Source organism: Lentilactobacillus hilgardii (genome assembly GCF_009832765.1).
In the GTDB taxonomy this organism is placed as follows: Bacteria; Bacillota; Bacilli; order Lactobacillales; family Lactobacillaceae; genus Lentilactobacillus; species Lentilactobacillus hilgardii.
The window spans coordinates 1,202,197-1,220,499 of sequence record NZ_CP047121.1 but is presented as its reverse complement, the minus strand read 5'-3'; the positions used below and the strand labels follow the sequence as shown (position 1 = coordinate 1,220,499).

Genomic DNA, 18,303 nt, shown 5'->3' with positions numbered 1-18,303 from the left:
AAACATCAATTAACTCATTTATCTCAGCTATTGACATATTTTATTTTTTAGATTTAAAAATAGATACTCAAAGAGGTCGGTAGCAAAACCTCAGTCTCACACCAACCCTTAAACAATCGTTATCATACTGATTACCGCTGCAATCAATCCAATACTCCAGAAAACAATATCAATTTTCCATTCAGACCAGCCACACATTTCAAAATGATGATGAATGGGTGTCATTTTGAAAACACGTTTTCCGGTTAGTTTGAATGAAGCAACCTGAATCATAACGCTTGCCGTTTCAAGAACATAGATAATACCGATAACCAAGAGTGAAAACTCATGATGAACCAGTATTGAAACACACGCAAGCGCGCCACCCAAAGCCAGAGATCCCATATCACCCATGAAAATCTTAGCTGGCTTGTGGTTGAAAATGAAGAAAGCCAATAGTCCGCCCACAACGGTAAAACAGAACATTGCAACATCGTTTTGATGTTGAACAGCCGCAATAATACCGTAAGCCGCAAAGGAAATAGTTCCAAGTCCAGAAACCAACCCATCAAGACCATCGGTCAAATTGACAGCATTGGAAAAGCCGACCAACCAGAACACAATGAATAGGATATACCAGTATCCAATTCGCCAATCAGAAGCAAATGGTATTTTGATAGCCATTGGAAAGCCCTCATGGCTATAGACAATTGAAAAAACAATTGCAGCAATAATCTGTCCCAGCAGTTTCTGCCATGCCTTCAGCCCCTCGTTTTGGCGACGGAATAGCTTAATAGTGTCATCCCACATTCCAATCAATCCATAAGCGACCAAAACAAACAGCAGAATTGATAGCGTCGGTGTTAACCCACCTTGAAATCCTGCAACCGCTAAATCAGCAATCACAATTGCAATAATGAATAGAATACCACCCATGGTTGGTGTCCCAGACTTCTTTTCATGCCATCTTGGACCTTCTTCACGAATCATCTGGCCTTCGTGTTTACTTCTAAAATACTTAATCAAACTGGGCATAAAAAGTGCTGTTATGACAAATGCCCCGATTGATGAGACTAACCAATTCCCCATTTTCTTTCAAACCCATCCTTAACCATAATATTAAAACGACTTCTTTGTTTTATTCAAAATTGGCCTTTAGTGTCTGGCCCTTTTTTATTGTTTGCGAAAAGTTAATACTTTGACTATCTGCATATCCAGAACCCGTAGATTCTAATTTCAATCCGGTTAATTGACAAAATTCAGCAACATCTTTTTTATTCCAGCCAATAATTCGAGGCATTTTCCATGTCCCGTTCGTCAGAATAAAGACTCGCTTTCGTTCAGCCAGTGTTGTGTTCGCTGCTGGCGATTGTTTGATAACTGTTCCACCATCACCAATCGATACAACTTCAAAGTTTTTCTCGTTCAACACTTTCTTAGCTTCCGTTGTTGTCTGATAGGCCACAGAAGGTACTTGCTTCTTAACCACCGTCTGCTTGGTATTAGAATTTTGCAAAGCCCGAACGATAACCGGTTTAAAAATTTCCGCCATCAACTGGGTAGCTGTTTTGGTACCGGTTAATTTGGGCTGCTTCATCGTAATGTACATCACATAACGTGGATTATTAGCAGGAACCATCCCTGCTACCGAATAAAGATAGCTGTCATCGCCGGAAGCATAACCACCGTAACCGTTACTTACCTGTGCCGTACCGGTTTTAGCCGCAACTCGATAGCCTTTAATCTTATAATCCTGCCCAATACCATAAGATTTATAAACAACATCCTGCATGTGATCACGGACTTTTTTTGCGGTTGATGATCGAATCGGTGTTCCGATTTCTTTAGGACCATACTTTTTAACCGTTTTACCCGTATTGGGATCCGTTACTTTAGAAATAAAGTACGGCTTCATCATTTTACCATTATTTGATACCGCAGTTAAAGCCTGCATCATTTGAATCGGCGTAATTTCAATTCCTTGACCAAATGCCGTATCGGCTTGCTCAATAGGATAATTGAACTGAATTTTTCCCGTCAACTCATTTGGCAACCCGGAGTTGGTTGATTTTAAGAAGCCGAATTTTTGAATATATTTTTTCCATGTCTTGGGCCCCATTTGTTGTTCCAGATGTGCCATAGCGACGTTACTTGAAAGGGCAAACCCTTTATTGTAAGTGATATATCCCCAACCGGCCGTGTCCCAATCGGGTACAATCTTGCCGTCTATTGAATAACGACCGGATTCATAAGTATCATTTCCGTGAAAATGGCCGGAATCGATTGAAGCGGATAACGTAAAAATTTTCATTGTAGAACCAGGTTCAAATGTATCGGATGTAAATGTATTTGTCCAAGCCTTGCCAATACCGGATAAAGTAGCAGCGTTAAAGCTTGGTCGTTGAGACTCGGCTACAATTTTTCCAGTCTTGGCATCCATCAAAATCGCATTCAAAGATGCCGGGTGAACCTGTGATTGAACCGAATTCATTTCACTTTCCAATAACGTTTGAATTCGGGAATCAATTGTTGTATAAATGTTGTCGCCGTTTTTAACCTTACGTTCCTTCTGTTTTTTACCAGGTAGTTTATAACCATAAACGTCATAGTCGGCATTCCTAAACCCGTTAGTTCCGGCTAGCTGCTTATTAAAAGCCTGTTCGATTCCCATTTGTCCTACCAAATCAGACATACCGGTCTTTTTGTTATTTTGTGAGGTGGCCACCCCAATCAGATTAGATGAAAAGACACCGTTAGGATAAAGACGTGCTTGTTGTTGGACAAAGTTGATCCCTGCGAGATGTTTAGCATCAATTTTTTTCTTCGTAATGAGAGAAATGTTCGTACCGGCGCTGCCAAATTCAACTTGAAATGGATGCCCGTCCTTTGGTGATAGTATCTTCAAGGCCTTTTTTTGAGTAATTGGTAAATACTTCGATAAAACACGCGCCGTTTTGGCCTTATTAACGACATACAGCGGCTTATCATTCAGGCCGCGTTGGTTCTTATCAAGAACTGCATAAAGCGAATATGTACTGGTATCTTCAGCAATCGGATCCCCGTTTGCATCATAAATTGTGCCGCGCTTTGCCTTTAAAGTCTGTGTTTGATTGTATAATTTCTCTGCCCTTTCGTTCAGATTAACGTGTTTCACGTTTTTGCCGACTGCAATCACGACCAGACGTAGAGAGAGGACAAAAAAGACAATGAAAAAAATCAAAAGCAGTGAAATTCCAACGAGCTTTCGATTTTTTCGGGCTTTTAAATTTTCTTCAGAGCGATTAGATGGGTCTTTCATTTAGTAACATTCCTTATATTTCCATTGGAAAGAGACATGCCGTTTTCTTTAGCAATTTTCTGAAGCCGACTGCTACTCTGTAACTCCCCAATTTGCTGCTGCAGGTTTGTATTATTATTGTGGATATTCGTAATCCGGGTATCCAGATGCTGAAGCTGATGCTGAGAATCGGACAGCGCAATTTTAGACGAGACAACTACTAACATTAGCACAGTTAACATGACACTTCCACAAGCAATCAGCGTTTTTTCAAAAGCATTCAATCCCAGACGTTGGTTTGCACCTATTTCTGGTGTTTGAACCCGTTTCGGTGTTGAAATGTAGGTTTGTGGTTCCTCTTGGGCAAGGTTACGAGCTAAATTATTTTGTGCCATACTTATGTATTCTTCTTTCTACTAGATTTTTGTTCGTTCAATGATTCGTAATTTTGCACTATGAGCACGATGATTGTCTGCTAATTCATCTTCATTTGGAATGATTGGTTTTCGAGTAATAAGCTTATATTTGGGTTGAAGTTCCTTGGGAATAACCGGCAAGTTAGGTGGTAATTCTGGTAATGATGCCTTTTCTTTAAACATGGTTTTAACAAGCCGATCTTCAAGCGATTGAAACGTAATGACGCTGATTCGACCGCCGACTGCTAAAAGTTCAAGTGATTGTTCCAATGAATCCTCTAAAGCTGAAAGTTCATCATTAACCGCAATTCTAACTGCTTGAAAAACCTTTTTGGCCGGATGACCGCCATGCCGTCTTGCTGCGGCAGGAATCGCTTCTTTAATCAAAGTTACTAAGTCAGTTGTCGTATTGATCGGATGATCTTCACGAGTTCGCTCAATTCTCCTGGCAATCTGCTTTGAAAACTTTTCTTCACCATATCGATAAAAAATTCGAACCAATTTCTCATATGGCCATTCATTAATCACTTTCCAGGCATCCACTGGATTATCCTGGTCCATTCTCATGTCCAGACGGGCTTCAAAACGATAGCTAAACCCTCTGCCTGCCTCATCAAACTGTGGTGATGACACGCCGAGATCATAGACAATCCCATCAATTTTGGAAATCCCCCGATCAGCCAATGCGCCCTTAATGTTTCTAAAGTTATCATGAATCAGGGTCAACTTATCATTTTCAACGTACTGGCGAAGATGTTGTTGATTATATGAAATCGCTTCCTCGTCTTGGTCAAATGAATAGAGATGACCTTTATCTATTCTTTTTAAAATTTCTGTGGTGTGTCCCCCACCACCTAGCGTTGCATCGACGTATGTACCGTTGGGATCAACGTCCAAGCCGTCCACTGCCTCATGCAATAAAACGGTCACATGCTTAAAGCCAGACATACAATCACCACTTTTCAGTTAACTATTTTTTTGTCATAACGACTAAAGATCTATGATGTTTTCAGCAATTTCATCAAAATGAGCTGCGGCATCACTTGTAAAGGCATGCCAAGCAGGCTCGCTCCATACCTCAATTCGGTTAGAAACGCCGACAACGACACACTTTTTTTCGATTTTTGCGAAATTCCTTAAAATACTAGGAATATTTACTCGACCTTGTTTATCAAATTCACACTCAACGGCAGCTGAAAAGAAAAAACGAGTAAAGGCTCGAACATCTCTTTTGTTGACCGAAAGAGAATCGATCTTATCTTCAACTTTTTTCCATTCGCTCATTGGATAACCAAATAAACAGCCATCCATCCCTCGTGTAATAACGAACTTGTTACCAAGATCTTGACGAAATTTAGCGGGAATGATGATACGCCCCTTGGCATCGATATTGTGCTGAAATTCACCAAGCAGCATCCCTACATCCCCTTTTATTTCAACTTGCAATCACATTTTACCACAATTCCCCACTACCAACCACACTGCCCCTATTTTTGTAAAAAGAATGTCACAAACGATTTCATAAAAGGATACAGTCCCTCATAATGACTATTAGAATAGGTATTTTCAGTTGTGGGGAATTAGTGGGGAATGATACAAAAAAATACTGAAAGTGAAGATTTCTCCTCAAACTTTCAGTATTCCAAATTTTAGCTAAGTTTATATATGCAATATTATTAATAGTCGACTATCCGTACACATGCTAACCTGCTTGAATGATCATATAAACAAACGTGTAAATCCAGCTAACAAGCAATACTAGGTCACTTAAACGCCAAAATAAAACAAAAAATCGACGAAAAGTCATTTTTTTATCTGTCAAAATTTGCCAAAGCAACGCAACCAGGCTAATTGTCATCCAAATAATCACAATTTGTGGGATAACCGATCCTGATGCGGCAGAAGCACTTAATTGGTGAATAAAAAACAATATAAATGGCGGCCACAGGTCAACCGGTACAACTTTAAGCCTTTTGTGGGGCATGATTTTTTTGCGAATTAAGATCATGACAGTAGCAATAAATAAAAGAACAGCTAATTGCATGAAAAACACTGCTATCATGGTCGCCCATGAAGGAAATTGCATCGCTCGTCCCTCCTAATTTTGACAAAACGTATTGCAATGAATGATAATGATAGTTAGACTAATTATTGAATATAATCAGAAAGTGGTGCAAATATTGGCGCGTAAAAAGAGAACAACATTTCAAAAAATAACTTTGACTTTCGTATGGATCATGATTATTGCAACGGTTGGTTCATTATTAGCTTCAGCTGTAATCACGATTATGGAGCAACAATAGCCAAAACGATCAGGCAATGGAGAAGGCTGGACATCAAAAACGATGCCGGTCTTTTTTTGTGCCATCAATCATATATACCAACACATCAGCCGTTTGATGATTTTTAAACCAGGATAAGGCCATAAATGTCTTCGCTCTCCTAAGGCTTTTTGAAAACCTCTCGTGGCTTACTGCCATTTTGAGGACCGATATAACCGCGATTTTGTAAGTCGTCAATCAATCTGGCCGCACGATTATACCCAATTCTAAAATGTCTTTGAAGTAACGATGTACTGGCTTTCTGTTCATTAATCACAAATTCCAGTGCATCATCAAATAAATCGTCCTCTGATTCCTGCTGATCTTCCTGCTTGATTTCTTCATCACTAACCATCATTGACTCATCGTAATCAGCCGATTGCTGGTCTGTGATGAACTTAACAACTCGGGAAACGTCTTTATCCGGAATAAAGGCACCTTGGACTCGAATAGGCGTATTTGAGTCAATTGGCAAGAAGAGCATATCGCCGCGTCCCAACAATTTTTCAGCACCGTTAGTATCAATAATGGTCCTTGAATCAATTCCGCTAGAAACGGCAAATGCAATTCGAGAAGGTACATTCGCTTTAATTAATCCTGTAATAACATCAACGGAGGGTCGCTGGGTTGCTAAAATCATATGGATCCCCGCAGCACGCCCCATTTGAGCTAATCGAATGATCGCTGCTTCAACATCATTTGAAACAGTCATCATTAAGTCTGCCAATTCATCGACAATAACAACGATGTATGGCATTGGTTGAATTTTAACATCATTGTCTTTATTATTTTTCGCCGCAAATTCATTAAACGTACTAATTTTACGTTGCCCGTATTTAGCAAACAGTTCATATCGATTTTCCATTTCGGAAACAACTTTCTGAAGTGCCCGAGCCGCCTTTTTGGGTTCCGAAACAACCGGACTAAGCAAATGTGGAATACCATTATAAACGCCAAGCTCAACTTTTTTGGGATCAATCAACATTAATTTAACCTGACTTGGTTTGGCATTTAACAAAATACTGGTGATGATACTGTTGATTGCGACTGATTTACCACTACCCGTGGAACCGGCAATCAGTAAATGCGGCATCTTTGTTAAATCAGCTGCAATCACATTTCCATTCACATCTTTTCCAAGCGGAACCTGCAATAGATGACCATGATTTTCCGGTTGATGTTCAACAACATCTCTAAACGAAACTGTCGCAATCTTTTTGTTTGGAACTTCAATCCCGACCAACGATTTTCCCGGAATCGGCGCTTCAATTCGAATATCCTTTGCTGCCAGTGCAAGTGCGATATCATCAGTTAAATTAACAATTCGACTAACTTTAACTCCGATATCAGGATGAATTTCATATTTTGTCACTGAAGGACCCAGACTGACATGCTTAATTTCAGCCTTGACCCCAAAACTGTCGAGCGTTTCTTGAAGCACCTTTGCGTTATGGTCAATAGACTTCAATTCACCGGATTGATCATCCTGCGACATCTGAGTTAATAAATCAGATGTTGGTAATTTATAAGAATCGTCTTCCTGAACGTTTACCAAATCAACATCATTTGACTTGTCCTGCTCTGGCTTTGGTTCCGTATCAGACTCTTTTGGAGGCTGTTTTACATCATCTTTTGGTTCATCCGACACCGGCATTCCGGAAATTGTAATAGATGATGTCGAAAATTTGGGTTTAACAGCCCTTTCTTCCTTTGACGCATCAGTTTGCTCTTTTAGGGGTTGCTGTTTTGCTTGAAGATCCGGTTGAACTGTCGCTTTTTTCACTCTTAATAAATGTATTTTTTGTTGGATTTCCCCAAAAGCATGGCCGATAAATGCGATTGTCCTGTGAATGGCCAAAAAGACGTTGCCAAACGAAATATTAAACAATACAAAGCCACCAGCAACAACTAATAAGCCGCTGATAATACCCGCACCGATTTTTCCAACCAACATATGTAAAAGATAGAAACAAATTGCCGATAAAATGCCGCCACCAATGTTGGAAGTTGTATTCGAGGAAATCATATCATCGGTTAACTTACCCCAGTTTACGGCTACAAACTCAACTGGTTGGGCAGTTTGAACATATTCAACCAGACTAATAAAGGTTAAAACGCCGATCACAACCATGACGATTCCCAAAAAATGTCTTCCCTTAATCTTGGGCAAACGAGAAAATCCGGCAAGCCACAGCCCACCAACTATTAAAGTCAGCAGCCCTAGTGGGTATAATATGCCAACAAAAATGCGCAGAATATTAATCATTAATATCCCGACAATACCAGCATGAAAGAGGCCTAACAATGCCCAAACGGCCACCACCGCTCCCAAAATATTAACTGCATATTTTGAGAAAAAGGTTTCAGGCTTTTTGGCCTTGGTTGGGCGACCTCGTTTTTTAGTTGTACGTTTACGAGTCCTCTTTGTCGCCATTTTTTTCTCCTCAATAATTAAATTGTTCACAAAAAATAATCATCATGAAAACGATCATTACACCCCTTTTCACATTAATAAGGCAAAAAAATCGGGTGTGAACGAAACTTTCTCCTAGCTGATGCAAAATAAACCACTTTCCTATTTCAATTTATCATGTGGATATTTATGTGTCCGCTCCAAATGATTAAAGCTTTGCTGTCTTAAAACTTCATAAATCACAATTGCACAACTGTTTGATAAATTCAATGCTCGAATATGATCATCGTCTTGGGGAATTCGAATGGCCTTTTCCGGATTCTTTCGCATAAAGGGTTCGGGTAACCCTGTTGTTTCCTTACCAAACAATAAATAATAGTCCTGTTTAGGATCTGAATAATCTGGATCAGTATAGTCTTGGTTGGCAAACTTGGAAACCAAAAAAAGATTTTTTGGGTTTTCAACCGTTTTCAAAAATTCGGGTAAATTTTGATGATAATTAATTTGAACCTTGTTCCAATAGTCAAGCCCTGCTCGCTTTAAATGCTTATTATCCAACTTAAAGCCCAGAGGTTCAATTAAATCTAAAATCGTATCGGTGCCGGCACATGTCCTGGCAATATTTCCGGTATTAGCCGGCATTAACGGTTCAAATAAAACAATATGATTAGCCATTTTTTCCTCCATCATTAAAATGATTAATTAAAATTGATACATCAACAGTAATCTTTGTCAACGTCTCAAGTTGTACTGAACTGTGCGAGTCTTGCCCGCGACCCCAATGAAGGGGTGTCATGATCATCATGTCACGCTGTAGCCCGGCAGGAATTTGAAATTGATATTTTAATGGATAGATACTGCTGTGTGGATAATGAGTTGTAAATAAATCTAATACTTTTTGATTAGAATACGAACTGTTTGCTTGATCGGTTCCATAAAGCAACTGTCGTAGTTCTTGCAAGTAACCGCTATTCGGAATAATTTTGATCAATTGTCCCCCCTGGTTTAATGACCCGGTTAAACTCACTATACGAAGAAGGAGAAAATAAATCAATTACTGTTGAAAAAACAGAAGTGTTAAAAGGTAAGCGAGCAAGATCCGCAACACAAAAGAACGCCCTGGTTTCATGCTGGGTTGCTAAGTTAATGCCGTCCTTTGAGATATCAAAACCAACAGCAGTATCTGCATTGGCCCTTTTTCTCAACAACCGCGCCAAAGGTGTCCCTTCCCCACACCCAACATCCAATATTGTTTCCGGGGCAGCCTTTAAAAATGTACTGATTTTTTGGATAATACCATCAAACAGGCCGGCCTGTAAAATACGCTGACGGGAAATCAACATTTGCTTATCATATTCATTGTTAGCTGACTTGGTCAAGAAATACAGTGTACCTTTTTTCGATATATCAAATGAATGATTATTTGGACAAACCAAGCTGAATCCGTCAACTCGCTCAAAAGGACGCTCGCATACCGGGCAACGAAACAAGTTCCGATTTTCATTCACAAAAGCAGTTGCCTTTTCAATCTTTTTCAAAAATTACGATGCCTACCTTTCGTGACTAGCTAAATAGGTTTTCATGTCATCGGGAAGCGGTGCCCGGCAGTCAACAAAATGCCCGGCAAATGGATTAAAAAACCTTAATCCTGCACAATGAAGTGCCTGTCGGGGAAACGACTTATCTTCAGGATTATAAAGCCAGTCACCAACCAATGGGTGACCAATCGCCGTCATATGAACTCTAATTTGATGCGTTCTTCCCGTATGAATTTGAAGCTTTAAAAGTGTGTGTTGCCGCAATCGTTGCTTGGTCCATGCTTCAGTAACCGACATTTTCCCTGGAAACCCAACTTGGCGTTTAACAAGTGAGCCAGCTGCACGCTTAATCGGTAAGTAGATCTCAAAATGAGTTGTTGAAAAAACGCCCTCTACAATCGCCAAATATGTCTTCTTAATCTGATGATCTTTCAACTGTTTATCCAAAACCGAATGGGCAAAGTGATGTTTGGCAAAAATAACTAATCCGCTTGTATCCTTATCCAGCCTCGTGACAATGTGAATTTTCTGATTAGCATAATGGTTACGCTGATAGTAACCTTTTACCCGGTTAACCAGAGAGTCATTGGCTCGATTGTGAGCCGGTACAGAAGCAACGCCAGCGGATTTATTGACCACCAGAAAATGTTCATCCTCAAACACAATTTGAATCGGTAAGTCGGAAGCTGGTACGTTGTCGTTTTCGGGTTCCGGCGGTAAAACAACGGTAACAACATCATTGGTTATCAGTTTACGGTTAACCAATGACGGTTCGCCGTTGACCAATGTCTGACCACCATGATACTTGATCTTTTTGAGTAGTGTTCGGGTAATCCCGTAGCCCATAATAAAGGTTCGAACTTTGATAGGTGAGCTTCCTTTATACTCCCAGGTAAACTTAGTCATCCAAATTAACCTCACCGATAAATGAGTTACTGACCCGTCGCCAAAATTGTGTATGCCGGTATTGGGCAAAAGCAATTCGTTTTTGAGAAATCCGGAACTCAACTGATGCTACTTTACGTGTTGTGATAACTTGATGATCACATGTTAAGATAGTTCGATGAGTTGATTTTGGCACAATTTTAATCCATTCATCAGGCGCAATAATTAAAGGGGATCCCAGTGTTCGAAAAACCCGGTTGTTAATCGAGGAGATTTCGGCCATTTGAATGGCATTCAGTCTGGGATTGATAATCGCACCACCGACAGATTTATTATAAGCAGTAGAACCACTTGGTGTTGAAACACATAAGCCGTCTCCCCGGAAGCTTTCGAACAATTGGTTCTTAATATAAACGTCCGCAACCATTGATCCACTAATCTGCTTTAAAGTAGATTCATTTAGTGCTAATCCAATATCTGCCGAACCACCACCGGGATAGTTGACCTTAATATCCAGTAAAGGATAAGTCACACTTTGACCATTATCATTTTCCAGACTGGCAATTAAATCATTGACTTCATAGTCCCGCCAATCTGTATAAAAACCCAAGTGGCCGGTGTGAATACCAATGAATCGGACTTTATTATTAATATCTTGATAGTGATGAAAGGCGGAAAGAAGCGTCCCATCTCCGCCAACTGAAATAACAATTTCAGGATTAAGCCCATCAATGACTAAATCGGACGACTTTTCAATTTGATTCTTTAAGGAAGTTGCGACAATATTTGAAGCTTCTCCCAAATTACTATATATCGCTATTCTCATCTGATGACTTCCTCACATCATTGCCTGAAGAATCTCCTTTAGTCTCCTGAAGTTCTCCTCGGATTTCAGACATCTCTTCGTCTAACTTAAATGCAGCCTCTGCGGATCTTTCAAGTCGCACCTTCAAGTCATCCGGAAATTCACCCTTATATTTATAGTTTAGGGAATGCTCTACCGTGGCCCAAAAATTCATCGCAAGCGTTCGGACTTGAATTTCAGCCAAAATCACTTTTTCACCATTTAACATCTGCACGGGATATTCGAAGATGATATGATACGAACGATATCCACTGGGCTTCTTGTTATGAACATAATCCCGTTCTTCAAGAATATTGATGTCAGTGCGTTTCCTCAATAAATCAACCACCTGATAAATATCCTCAACAAATTGACACATGATTCTGAGACCGGCAATATCTTCCATATCTTCTTCGAGTCGGTCTTCGGAAATATGTCGACGAACCATCTTTTCTTTAATGCTATCAACAGGCTTAACCCGTCCTGTTACGAATTCAATTGGGCTTCGGCCATCCAATTTTAAAAATTGGGCCCGAATCCCCCGTAATTTAACTTTTAATTCATCAACAGCTTGTTTGTATGGAATTAAAAAGTTATCCCAATCCTCAACCAAGCTATCACTTCCAATCTTTCTGATGAGTAGAGATCTGATTGTCTTTCATTAATATCATGAATTAAGCCGACTAACGACTATTTAATCTACTCTTTTAATGACTCAGTTTTTAAATTTTACAATCAGACTATATTTTAACATAATAAATGAGGATTCCCCAAAACGGAATCAGCATTTATAAACGTCATTTTTTTAATAAGGTGCACCCAGCTTGGCTCGTTGTACTAATAGTCTTTCGAACGCAAAGATTATTAGTAAAAAGTAAAAACGTTTTTTACTAATGAACGCCTTTTGTTTCACTGGTTGCCAACATTACTTTACGCACTTTATGAGCAAATATATTGTTTTTAGTTCAAAATTTGGTATTCTTAGATAAGTAAATAATTGGTATATTACTTTTATTTGTCGATTAAAAATTGGAGGGGCACTATGGTTCTCGAAATTTATTTATTCATTGATCCGTTAAATCGACATTGTTACGACGCTGAGAAAACGATTGATAACATTTCCCGCAAATTAAATACCAAGGTTTCTGTTCGATTCATTTCCATGTTAAATATCAAGATTCTCAATCAAATGGCAGCGAAAGCAGGCGACCAGTTTGATCGCAAGCTTCCGTATAACATTGTTCTTGATTCAAAAGCGGCATCCTTCCAAGGTAAAAAGTTGGGGCGCCATTTCTTGATGGACTTGCAGCGAGAATTATTACTTAATGATCGCGATTATAATGATGACTTGGTTTACGGTTTGGCGGAAGATAATGGTTTGGATTGTCGTATGTTTGAAGAAGACCGACGATCCAGCTTAGCGGAAAACATGTTTAAATGTGATCAACGGATGGTTCATGAAATGTCGGTAGATGAACCGGCAACTGCAGTGTTGTTTAACTCGGCAGTTGATAATAACGGCGTGTTAATCAAGGACTTCGATTATAACTCAATGTTCAAATTCTGTGCACAAAGCGTTAAATCTGTTCATCATTTCGAAGAATTGATTAAACAGCATCAAAATAATCAGGGTGCGACTATCTTGTACCCACAATCAAGTTTCTTCTGAAATTCAGTCATGACAGTAGACTCGAAAAATCTCCGGGTTTATCATTGACTTTTATTAGTAACTAAAGGAAGTTGGGACAAAAATCATTTTGCCCAGCTTCCTTTTTTGTGGTCACTATTATTAACAAGTGAAACGTGAAACAAACAGTGCCACTAATAAATTCACGTATACCTGCTTCAATTATTTTTTGTGATGTGACTCATCTAAAACAATTTTTCGAATTCATCCAATCGCTCTTCAAAGATTCTGAAAGCCTTCTCCAAATATTCCGGCTGCGTCATATCGACACCAGCCTTTTTCATGACATTAATCGGTGTGTCCGAACTCCCGGACTTCAAGTAATTAAGATACTTTTCAACATGTTCGGCATCACCATTGACAATATTGTCCGCAAGTGTCGAAGCCGCCGCAAATCCTGTTGCATATTGATAAACATAGAAGTTGTAGTAGAAATGTGGAATTCGTGACCACTCCAAACCAATCTCTTTATCCGAAATAACACTTTCACCGTAATATTTTTGATTTAACTGACGGTAATAGTTATCAAGGAAGTTGGCCGTCAACGGCTGTCCCTTTGCGTCCTGCTCGTGAATATACTGCTCAAATTCTGCAAATTGTGTCTGGCGAAAGACAGTGCCCTTAAATCCATCAAGGTAATAGTTCAAAATATACCGCTTCATCTTGTCGTCATCTTTAAATTTATCCAATAAATAATCCGTCAAAATATTTTCGTTGGTTGTTGAGGCAATTTCGGCAACAAAGATCGAGTAGTCACCATATTGGTATGGCTGATTATGTGACGCATAATAACTGTGCATACTATGACCTGTTTCATGGATCAAAGTATATAAATTATCCAAATTGTCCTTCCAGTTTAATAGAATAAACGGATTGGTATCATACGTTCCTGAAGAATAGCCACCACTTCGTTTATAACGATTTTCAACAACGTCAATCCATCGATTATTAAATTCTTCTTTAACGTGGTTCACATATTGGGGTCCCATCACCTGTAATGCATCCAAGGCCACCTTCTTAGATTCATCAAACGTGTATTTAGGTGATTTTTCCCCGATTAACGGTGTATATAAATCATACATATGCAACTCGTCTAAGCCCAGAATGCGTTTTCGAAGCGCAACATATCGATGTAAAAGATCCAAATGCTTGTTAACCTCGGAAATTAAATTATCATATACCTTTACCGGAATTTCGGTTGAGGACAAGGCTGCTTCCAATGCTGAATGATATTGACGTACGTTTGCTTTAAAATTATGATTTTTAACATTTGTTGTCAGTGTTGCAGCCAATGTGTGCTGAAATTGACTATAAACCTCATAAAGTTTTTGAAACGCCTGTCTTCTAACGTCCCGATTCGTTGACTCAAGCAAAATACCGTACACACCTTGGGATAGTTGAACCTGATGACCATTCTCATCAGTAACCGTTGGAAATGAAAGGTCTGTGTTATCCAACACGCCAAATGTCTTTTCACCGGATGAAAAAATATCATCGGCTCCGGCTAAAACCTCCTCAACCTCATTGCTCAAAATATGTGCGCGCTTTGCAAAGGTTTGATCATATAACCGTTTATAATCCCGTAACTTGGGTTGTGCCTCATAGTAAGAAGTCATCTGTTTATCATTGAGTTTCAACAGTTCGGGATCAAACCATGCGGTTGCGGCCCCAAACTGGGCTGCTAGAGCCTGTGCTTTGGCGTACATGGCCTGATAACCGTCCTCACTGGTATCCTGATCGTTTTTCAGCTGAGCGTATACATAAACCTTTTCAAGCTTCCTGGCAGCAGTCAGCATCGTTTCTGTTGCCGTTAACAGGGCTGCTGCACCCTGAGTCAGTGTCCCTGATAATTTTTTAAGACTTGGCAACGTCTTTTCAACACTTACAAAATCTTTTTCAAATTGGTCGTCGCTTTGATAAATGGTTGTTAAATCCCAGGTTAAGTCAGCTGGAACATCTTTTCGTAATGGTAATTTCTGTGTCTCTGACATTTCATTACATCCCTTCATATTCGTCATTAACACTAGATTATCACAAGAATTGTGTCGTCGTCATAATATGCCACCGCTTTTCGTCATAGTTAGAAAACCAAACCGGCTGTTTTAAAATTTGAATACCGGATACGGTATGACGAATATAACCTTGATCATGTAGCTGAATAATCAGTCGACGGCATTCTGCCTTAAAAAATGGCTCGTTATCGACAATTTGCGCAAAAGCCAAGCCAAACTGCTCATAACTGATATTAAATATACCCTTTAAAAATTCATCCGACAGTAGGGTCCGATTACTATCAAATAGCCGTAAAATGACCCATGTTCGCCAACAAAGCACGGATTTGTTAAAAATCGGCAGGCCACTACCCCTATTACCATGACAAATCATCGGGCAACCAATAAACAGTTTACGAAATGAGTAACAATCCGTCACACTTTCTAGATATGTCCGGTTACGGTTTAAATTGCTTTGCTGAATCATTTTCAGCTGATGCAATAACAGCCGGCGGGTAGCATTTTGACCAATCTGATACTTTTTCGAAGAATATTGGCTGGTTCTTAAAAATCGAAGCAAGGCCTTCAAATTAAGAAAGTTCTGGGTTTCACCAATTATTTTTCCGGCAACCTCTTTTAATTGATAATGAAGTCGAAAATACTGATCCTTATCTGAATAACAGACAAAGTAAAAGCCGAGTTGTTGATGGTATCTGCTAAACCTGGCAACCGTATCCCGATGGTAAATACCGGTATTATAACGTGCTCCCAAGATCCAAAATACACGTTTTGCAACACTAAGGTATCCCTGTGTTCGTCGTTTGATTTCTGAAAATGAAATTGGACTGCATTGATATTCCACCACAGTTTGAGAATCTGGAATATAGACATCGGCTCTTTGTCCGATCTGAGTAAATGAATGCTCTAGTACTGCCTCATGCCCCAGTGATAAAAACTCTTTCTTAAACCTGATTTTCCCTTCTAAATGGACCTGACTTTCATTTTCGTTAAATGGGCACTCGCTGACTGAAAAATGACTGAAGTGAGCGATTCTTGAATGACCATGCTTGAACATAACCGGTTCTTGACATCGGGGACAAACATAACGTCTTTTTTCATGTTTATCCTTTCTTTTAAGCTTAATTTCATTTGCTTGAATCAACTGGCCATTGAGCTGGGCAACCAACATATTTTTTCTCCTTTTATGTATTTACTGTTAATTACGCCGTTATATGACACATTTTTTTATTTTCAACAAAGATTTTGCAAAATAGAGATAATATGCTATCAATCATGTCAAAATTGTTTATAATTATTTGTAAATCTATCCATCAGGAGACTACCAATGCTTGAAAATCTATTAGCAAACATCAAACAGGAAGACGTTGCAGAACAGCTCTATCACAGCTTAATTGGTATTGAAATCGAAGAACATCGAATTGAGGGGGATGGCCAGTTAAGTCAGCATCCCTATCCTGAAAACCTGGGATCACGAAAGTACCATCCCTATCTTCAATCAGATTTTTCCGAGTCAATGAACGAATTAATTACAGATCCCAACCCGAATATCGGTGGCGTTTTAGATCAGCTTGATACCATTCAAACCGTGCTCTATCATTCAATGAAAGATGACGAATATATCTGGCCGTTAAGTATGCCGCCCGCACTTTCAGACGATGATATCCATTTTGTTGAAAATCACTTTGCTCGACCTCCCTTTCAAGAATACCGTGATTATTTAACCAAGAAATACAAGGTACCATTAAAAATTGTCACTGGATTACACGTCAATTTTAGTATTCCTGAACCGGTCGTTAACCGTTTATATACACACTATGAAGGTCAATTTAAGTCTTTGGTAGAATTTAAGAATGCTCTTTACTTCCAAATCGCTCAAAACTTTGTGCTTCATCGTTGGCTGTTAACTTACTTATTCGGTGCCAGTCCCATCGCTGAAAAGGGCTTTTTCTCAGGTGAAACGCCGGCACCACTCACCCATCCGGTAAGGAGTATTCGAAACAGCATTTATGGTTACGTCAATAAACCTGAGGATCAGGTTAATGTGACACTTTACTCCAGTTTAGGAAACTATATTGACCGTATCTCAAATGCAATTGACCGGCACCGTTTGTTTTCCCCGGCAGAATTCTACGGCCCGGTTCGTTTACGCGGACAAGGCGCACTAAAAGACTATCGCACCAAAGGTATTTCCTATTTGGAATTCAGAGTCATGGACAACACACCATTTACCCCAAACGGGATTAGTCGCCATGCCTTGTATTTTTTGAAATTTTTCTTAATGTACCTCTTGGTTCAGCCTGTCGATGAAACGCGTATCCACGATAAATTAAAACAGTCATTCGATGATAATAACCGTGTGGCTTTGGAATCTCCTGACCAGCCAACCTTTAAAGAAGCTGAGGGCTTAAAAATTTTCAGAGACCTTATTGAAATGGCGAAGCAACTTCATGCACATTCAGAACAACTTCAAGCCCTGGATGATTTCAGTGAAGTCATGAGCCATCCTGAATTAACGGCATCAGCAATGTTATTACCGAAGATCAACAACAATAGTTTGAAAACTTTTGGCATCCAAACTGCCAAGAAATGGAAAAACAAGCGAGTCAATTCACAGTACCTATTGCCGGCTATGTCCCATTTAACGCCCAATGCCCAAAGATTGATTTTTCATGCAATTGCGCTTGGAATTCGCTACTATGTCGTTCGCGACGAGCATGGTGAAGAATTGCTAATGCTGACATATGATAATATTACGCAGGTTGTTTACTCAAACAAAGTAAACGACCGCCCACTACAATACCTATACGATTTATTTCCAACTATTGAGAAGGCTGCCAAAAAGAATTGGTAGCTTCACTTCAACCTAAAAAGTTGACTTATGTTAAGACTAAAAGCATCTGAGACAGCAAAACTTAATTTGCCTCAGATGCT

The 18,303-nt window shown here is 39.4% G+C and carries 16 protein-coding genes and 1 pseudogene; 3 read left to right on the top strand and 14 right to left on the bottom strand.

All coding sequences use genetic code 11. The features are described from left to right. Positions 1 to 108: 108 nt before the first annotated feature. The 6 genes from mraY to GQR93_RS05595 all read right to left on the bottom strand — a co-directional run bounded on the left by mraY (position 109) and on the right by GQR93_RS05595 (position 5,758). The gene (mraY, locus tag GQR93_RS05620; RefSeq protein WP_003555137.1) at positions 109 to 1,068 is read right to left on the bottom strand and encodes a phospho-N-acetylmuramoyl-pentapeptide-transferase; all 960 of its coding nucleotides are present in this window, start codon (positions 1,066 to 1,068) and stop codon (positions 109 to 111) included. 49 nt (positions 1,069 to 1,117) lie between these two features. Next, positions 1,118 to 3,277, bottom strand: a complete 2,160-nt coding sequence (locus GQR93_RS05615; protein WP_003555135.1) for a penicillin-binding protein — start codon at positions 3,275 to 3,277, stop codon at positions 1,118 to 1,120. Continuing rightward, complete coding sequence (gene ftsL, locus GQR93_RS05610) at positions 3,274 to 3,651, bottom strand: cell division protein FtsL (protein ID WP_003555133.1); 378 nt, start codon at positions 3,649 to 3,651, stop codon at positions 3,274 to 3,276. The genes GQR93_RS05615 and ftsL overlap by 4 nt, the downstream gene beginning before the upstream one ends. Positions 3,652 to 3,672: 21 nt before the next feature. Beyond that, positions 3,673 to 4,620 carry a 16S rRNA (cytosine(1402)-N(4))-methyltransferase RsmH gene (rsmH, locus tag GQR93_RS05605; protein WP_003555131.1) on the bottom strand — a complete coding sequence of 316 codons (948 nt, stop codon included), beginning with the start codon at positions 4,618 to 4,620 and terminating at the stop codon, positions 3,673 to 3,675. 42 nt (positions 4,621 to 4,662) lie between these two features. Beyond that, a complete protein-coding gene (gene mraZ / locus GQR93_RS05600) occupies positions 4,663 to 5,088 on the bottom strand; it encodes a division/cell wall cluster transcriptional repressor MraZ (RefSeq protein ID WP_035444932.1) in 426 nt (141 codons plus the stop codon). A 286-nt stretch (positions 5,089 to 5,374) separates the two neighbouring features. Continuing rightward, positions 5,375 to 5,758: a DUF3397 family protein gene (locus tag GQR93_RS05595; protein ID WP_003555122.1), complete on the bottom strand. Its 384-nt coding sequence runs from the start codon at positions 5,756 to 5,758 to the stop codon at positions 5,375 to 5,377. 40 nt (positions 5,759 to 5,798) lie between these two features. Here GQR93_RS05595 and GQR93_RS05590 point away from each other — a divergent pair, with 40 nt between their 5' ends. Continuing rightward, a complete protein-coding gene (locus GQR93_RS05590) occupies positions 5,799 to 5,975 on the top strand; it encodes a DUF4044 domain-containing protein (protein WP_003555119.1) in 177 nt (58 codons plus the stop codon). Between the two features lie 139 nt (positions 5,976 to 6,114). Here GQR93_RS05590 and GQR93_RS05585 read toward each other — a convergent pair whose 3' ends face one another. The 6 genes and pseudogenes from GQR93_RS05585 to GQR93_RS05560 all read right to left on the bottom strand — a co-directional run bounded on the left by GQR93_RS05585 (position 6,115) and on the right by GQR93_RS05560 (position 12,286). Next, on the bottom strand, positions 6,115 to 8,427 hold the full coding sequence (locus GQR93_RS05585) for a DNA translocase FtsK (RefSeq protein ID WP_225430267.1): 2,313 nt from the start codon (positions 8,425 to 8,427) through the stop codon (positions 6,115 to 6,117). A 141-nt stretch (positions 8,428 to 8,568) separates the two neighbouring features. Beyond that, positions 8,569 to 9,081: a tRNA (cytidine(34)-2'-O)-methyltransferase gene (locus GQR93_RS05580; RefSeq protein ID WP_035444930.1), complete on the bottom strand. Its 513-nt coding sequence runs from the start codon at positions 9,079 to 9,081 to the stop codon at positions 8,569 to 8,571. Further along, positions 9,074 to 9,944: pseudogene (locus GQR93_RS05575) on the bottom strand (methyltransferase domain-containing protein). The gene GQR93_RS05580 and the pseudogene GQR93_RS05575 overlap by 8 nt, the downstream one beginning before the upstream one ends. 12 nt (positions 9,945 to 9,956) lie before the next feature. Then, on the bottom strand, positions 9,957 to 10,850 hold the full coding sequence (locus GQR93_RS05570; protein ID WP_003555107.1) for an RluA family pseudouridine synthase: 894 nt from the start codon (positions 10,848 to 10,850) through the stop codon (positions 9,957 to 9,959). Then, the gene (locus GQR93_RS05565; protein ID WP_003555106.1) at positions 10,843 to 11,655 is read right to left on the bottom strand and encodes an NAD kinase; all 813 of its coding nucleotides are present in this window, start codon (positions 11,653 to 11,655) and stop codon (positions 10,843 to 10,845) included. Before GQR93_RS05565 ends, GQR93_RS05570 begins: the two co-directional genes overlap by 8 nt. Then, complete coding sequence (locus GQR93_RS05560; RefSeq protein ID WP_003555105.1) at positions 11,636 to 12,286, bottom strand: GTP pyrophosphokinase; 651 nt, start codon at positions 12,284 to 12,286, stop codon at positions 11,636 to 11,638. Before GQR93_RS05560 ends, GQR93_RS05565 begins: the two co-directional genes overlap by 20 nt. Positions 12,287 to 12,715: 429 nt before the next feature. Here GQR93_RS05560 and GQR93_RS05555 point away from each other — a divergent pair, with 429 nt between their 5' ends. Further along, on the top strand, positions 12,716 to 13,342 hold the full coding sequence (locus GQR93_RS05555) for a DsbA family protein (RefSeq protein ID WP_003555104.1): 627 nt from the start codon (positions 12,716 to 12,718) through the stop codon (positions 13,340 to 13,342). Positions 13,343 to 13,545: 203 nt separating this feature from the next. Here GQR93_RS05555 and pepF read toward each other — a convergent pair whose 3' ends face one another. Together pepF and GQR93_RS05545 are read right to left on the bottom strand one after the other, a co-directional pair. Next, on the bottom strand, positions 13,546 to 15,351 hold the full coding sequence (gene pepF, locus GQR93_RS05550; RefSeq protein WP_035444923.1) for an oligoendopeptidase F: 1,806 nt from the start codon (positions 15,349 to 15,351) through the stop codon (positions 13,546 to 13,548). 40 nt (positions 15,352 to 15,391) lie between these two features. Beyond that, entirely contained in the window at positions 15,392 to 16,540 is a 1,149-nt protein-coding gene (locus tag GQR93_RS05545; protein ID WP_003555102.1) for a competence protein CoiA, read from the bottom strand. 156 nt (positions 16,541 to 16,696) lie between these two features. On the opposite strand from GQR93_RS05545, the gene GQR93_RS05540 reads away from it, so the two are divergent. Then, positions 16,697 to 18,223, top strand: a complete 1,527-nt coding sequence (locus tag GQR93_RS05540; RefSeq protein ID WP_003555101.1) for a gamma-glutamylcysteine synthetase — start codon at positions 16,697 to 16,699, stop codon at positions 18,221 to 18,223. Positions 18,224 to 18,303 lie beyond the last annotated feature (80 nt).

Coding starts and splice junctions, on each gene's coding strand:
- GQR93_RS05580 (WP_035444930.1), bottom strand. CDS start 9,081: ATGGCTAATCATATTGTTTTATTTGAACCGTTAATGCCGGCTAATACC.
- mraZ (WP_035444932.1), bottom strand. CDS start 5,088: ATGCTGCTTGGTGAATTTCAGCACAATATCGATGCCAAGGGGCGTATC.
- pepF (WP_035444923.1), bottom strand. CDS start 15,351: ATGTCAGAGACACAGAAATTACCATTACGAAAAGATGTTCCAGCTGAC.
- GQR93_RS05555 (WP_003555104.1), top strand. CDS start 12,716: ATGGTTCTCGAAATTTATTTATTCATTGATCCGTTAAATCGACATTGT.
- rsmH (WP_003555131.1), bottom strand. CDS start 4,620: ATGTCTGGCTTTAAGCATGTGACCGTTTTATTGCATGAGGCAGTGGAC.
- GQR93_RS05570 (WP_003555107.1), bottom strand. CDS start 10,850: ATGACTAAGTTTACCTGGGAGTATAAAGGAAGCTCACCTATCAAAGTT.
- GQR93_RS05540 (WP_003555101.1), top strand. CDS start 16,697: ATGCTTGAAAATCTATTAGCAAACATCAAACAGGAAGACGTTGCAGAA.
- GQR93_RS05595 (WP_003555122.1), bottom strand. CDS start 5,758: ATGCAATTTCCTTCATGGGCGACCATGATAGCAGTGTTTTTCATGCAA.
- GQR93_RS05565 (WP_003555106.1), bottom strand. CDS start 11,655: ATGAGAATAGCGATATATAGTAATTTGGGAGAAGCTTCAAATATTGTC.
- GQR93_RS05545 (WP_003555102.1), bottom strand. CDS start 16,540: ATGTTGGTTGCCCAGCTCAATGGCCAGTTGATTCAAGCAAATGAAATT.
- GQR93_RS05590 (WP_003555119.1), top strand. CDS start 5,799: ATGATAATGATAGTTAGACTAATTATTGAATATAATCAGAAAGTGGTG.
- GQR93_RS05615 (WP_003555135.1), bottom strand. CDS start 3,277: ATGAAAGACCCATCTAATCGCTCTGAAGAAAATTTAAAAGCCCGAAAA.
- ftsL (WP_003555133.1), bottom strand. CDS start 3,651: ATGGCACAAAATAATTTAGCTCGTAACCTTGCCCAAGAGGAACCACAA.
- GQR93_RS05585 (WP_225430267.1), bottom strand. CDS start 8,427: ATGGCGACAAAGAGGACTCGTAAACGTACAACTAAAAAACGAGGTCGC.
- mraY (WP_003555137.1), bottom strand. CDS start 1,068: ATGGGGAATTGGTTAGTCTCATCAATCGGGGCATTTGTCATAACAGCA.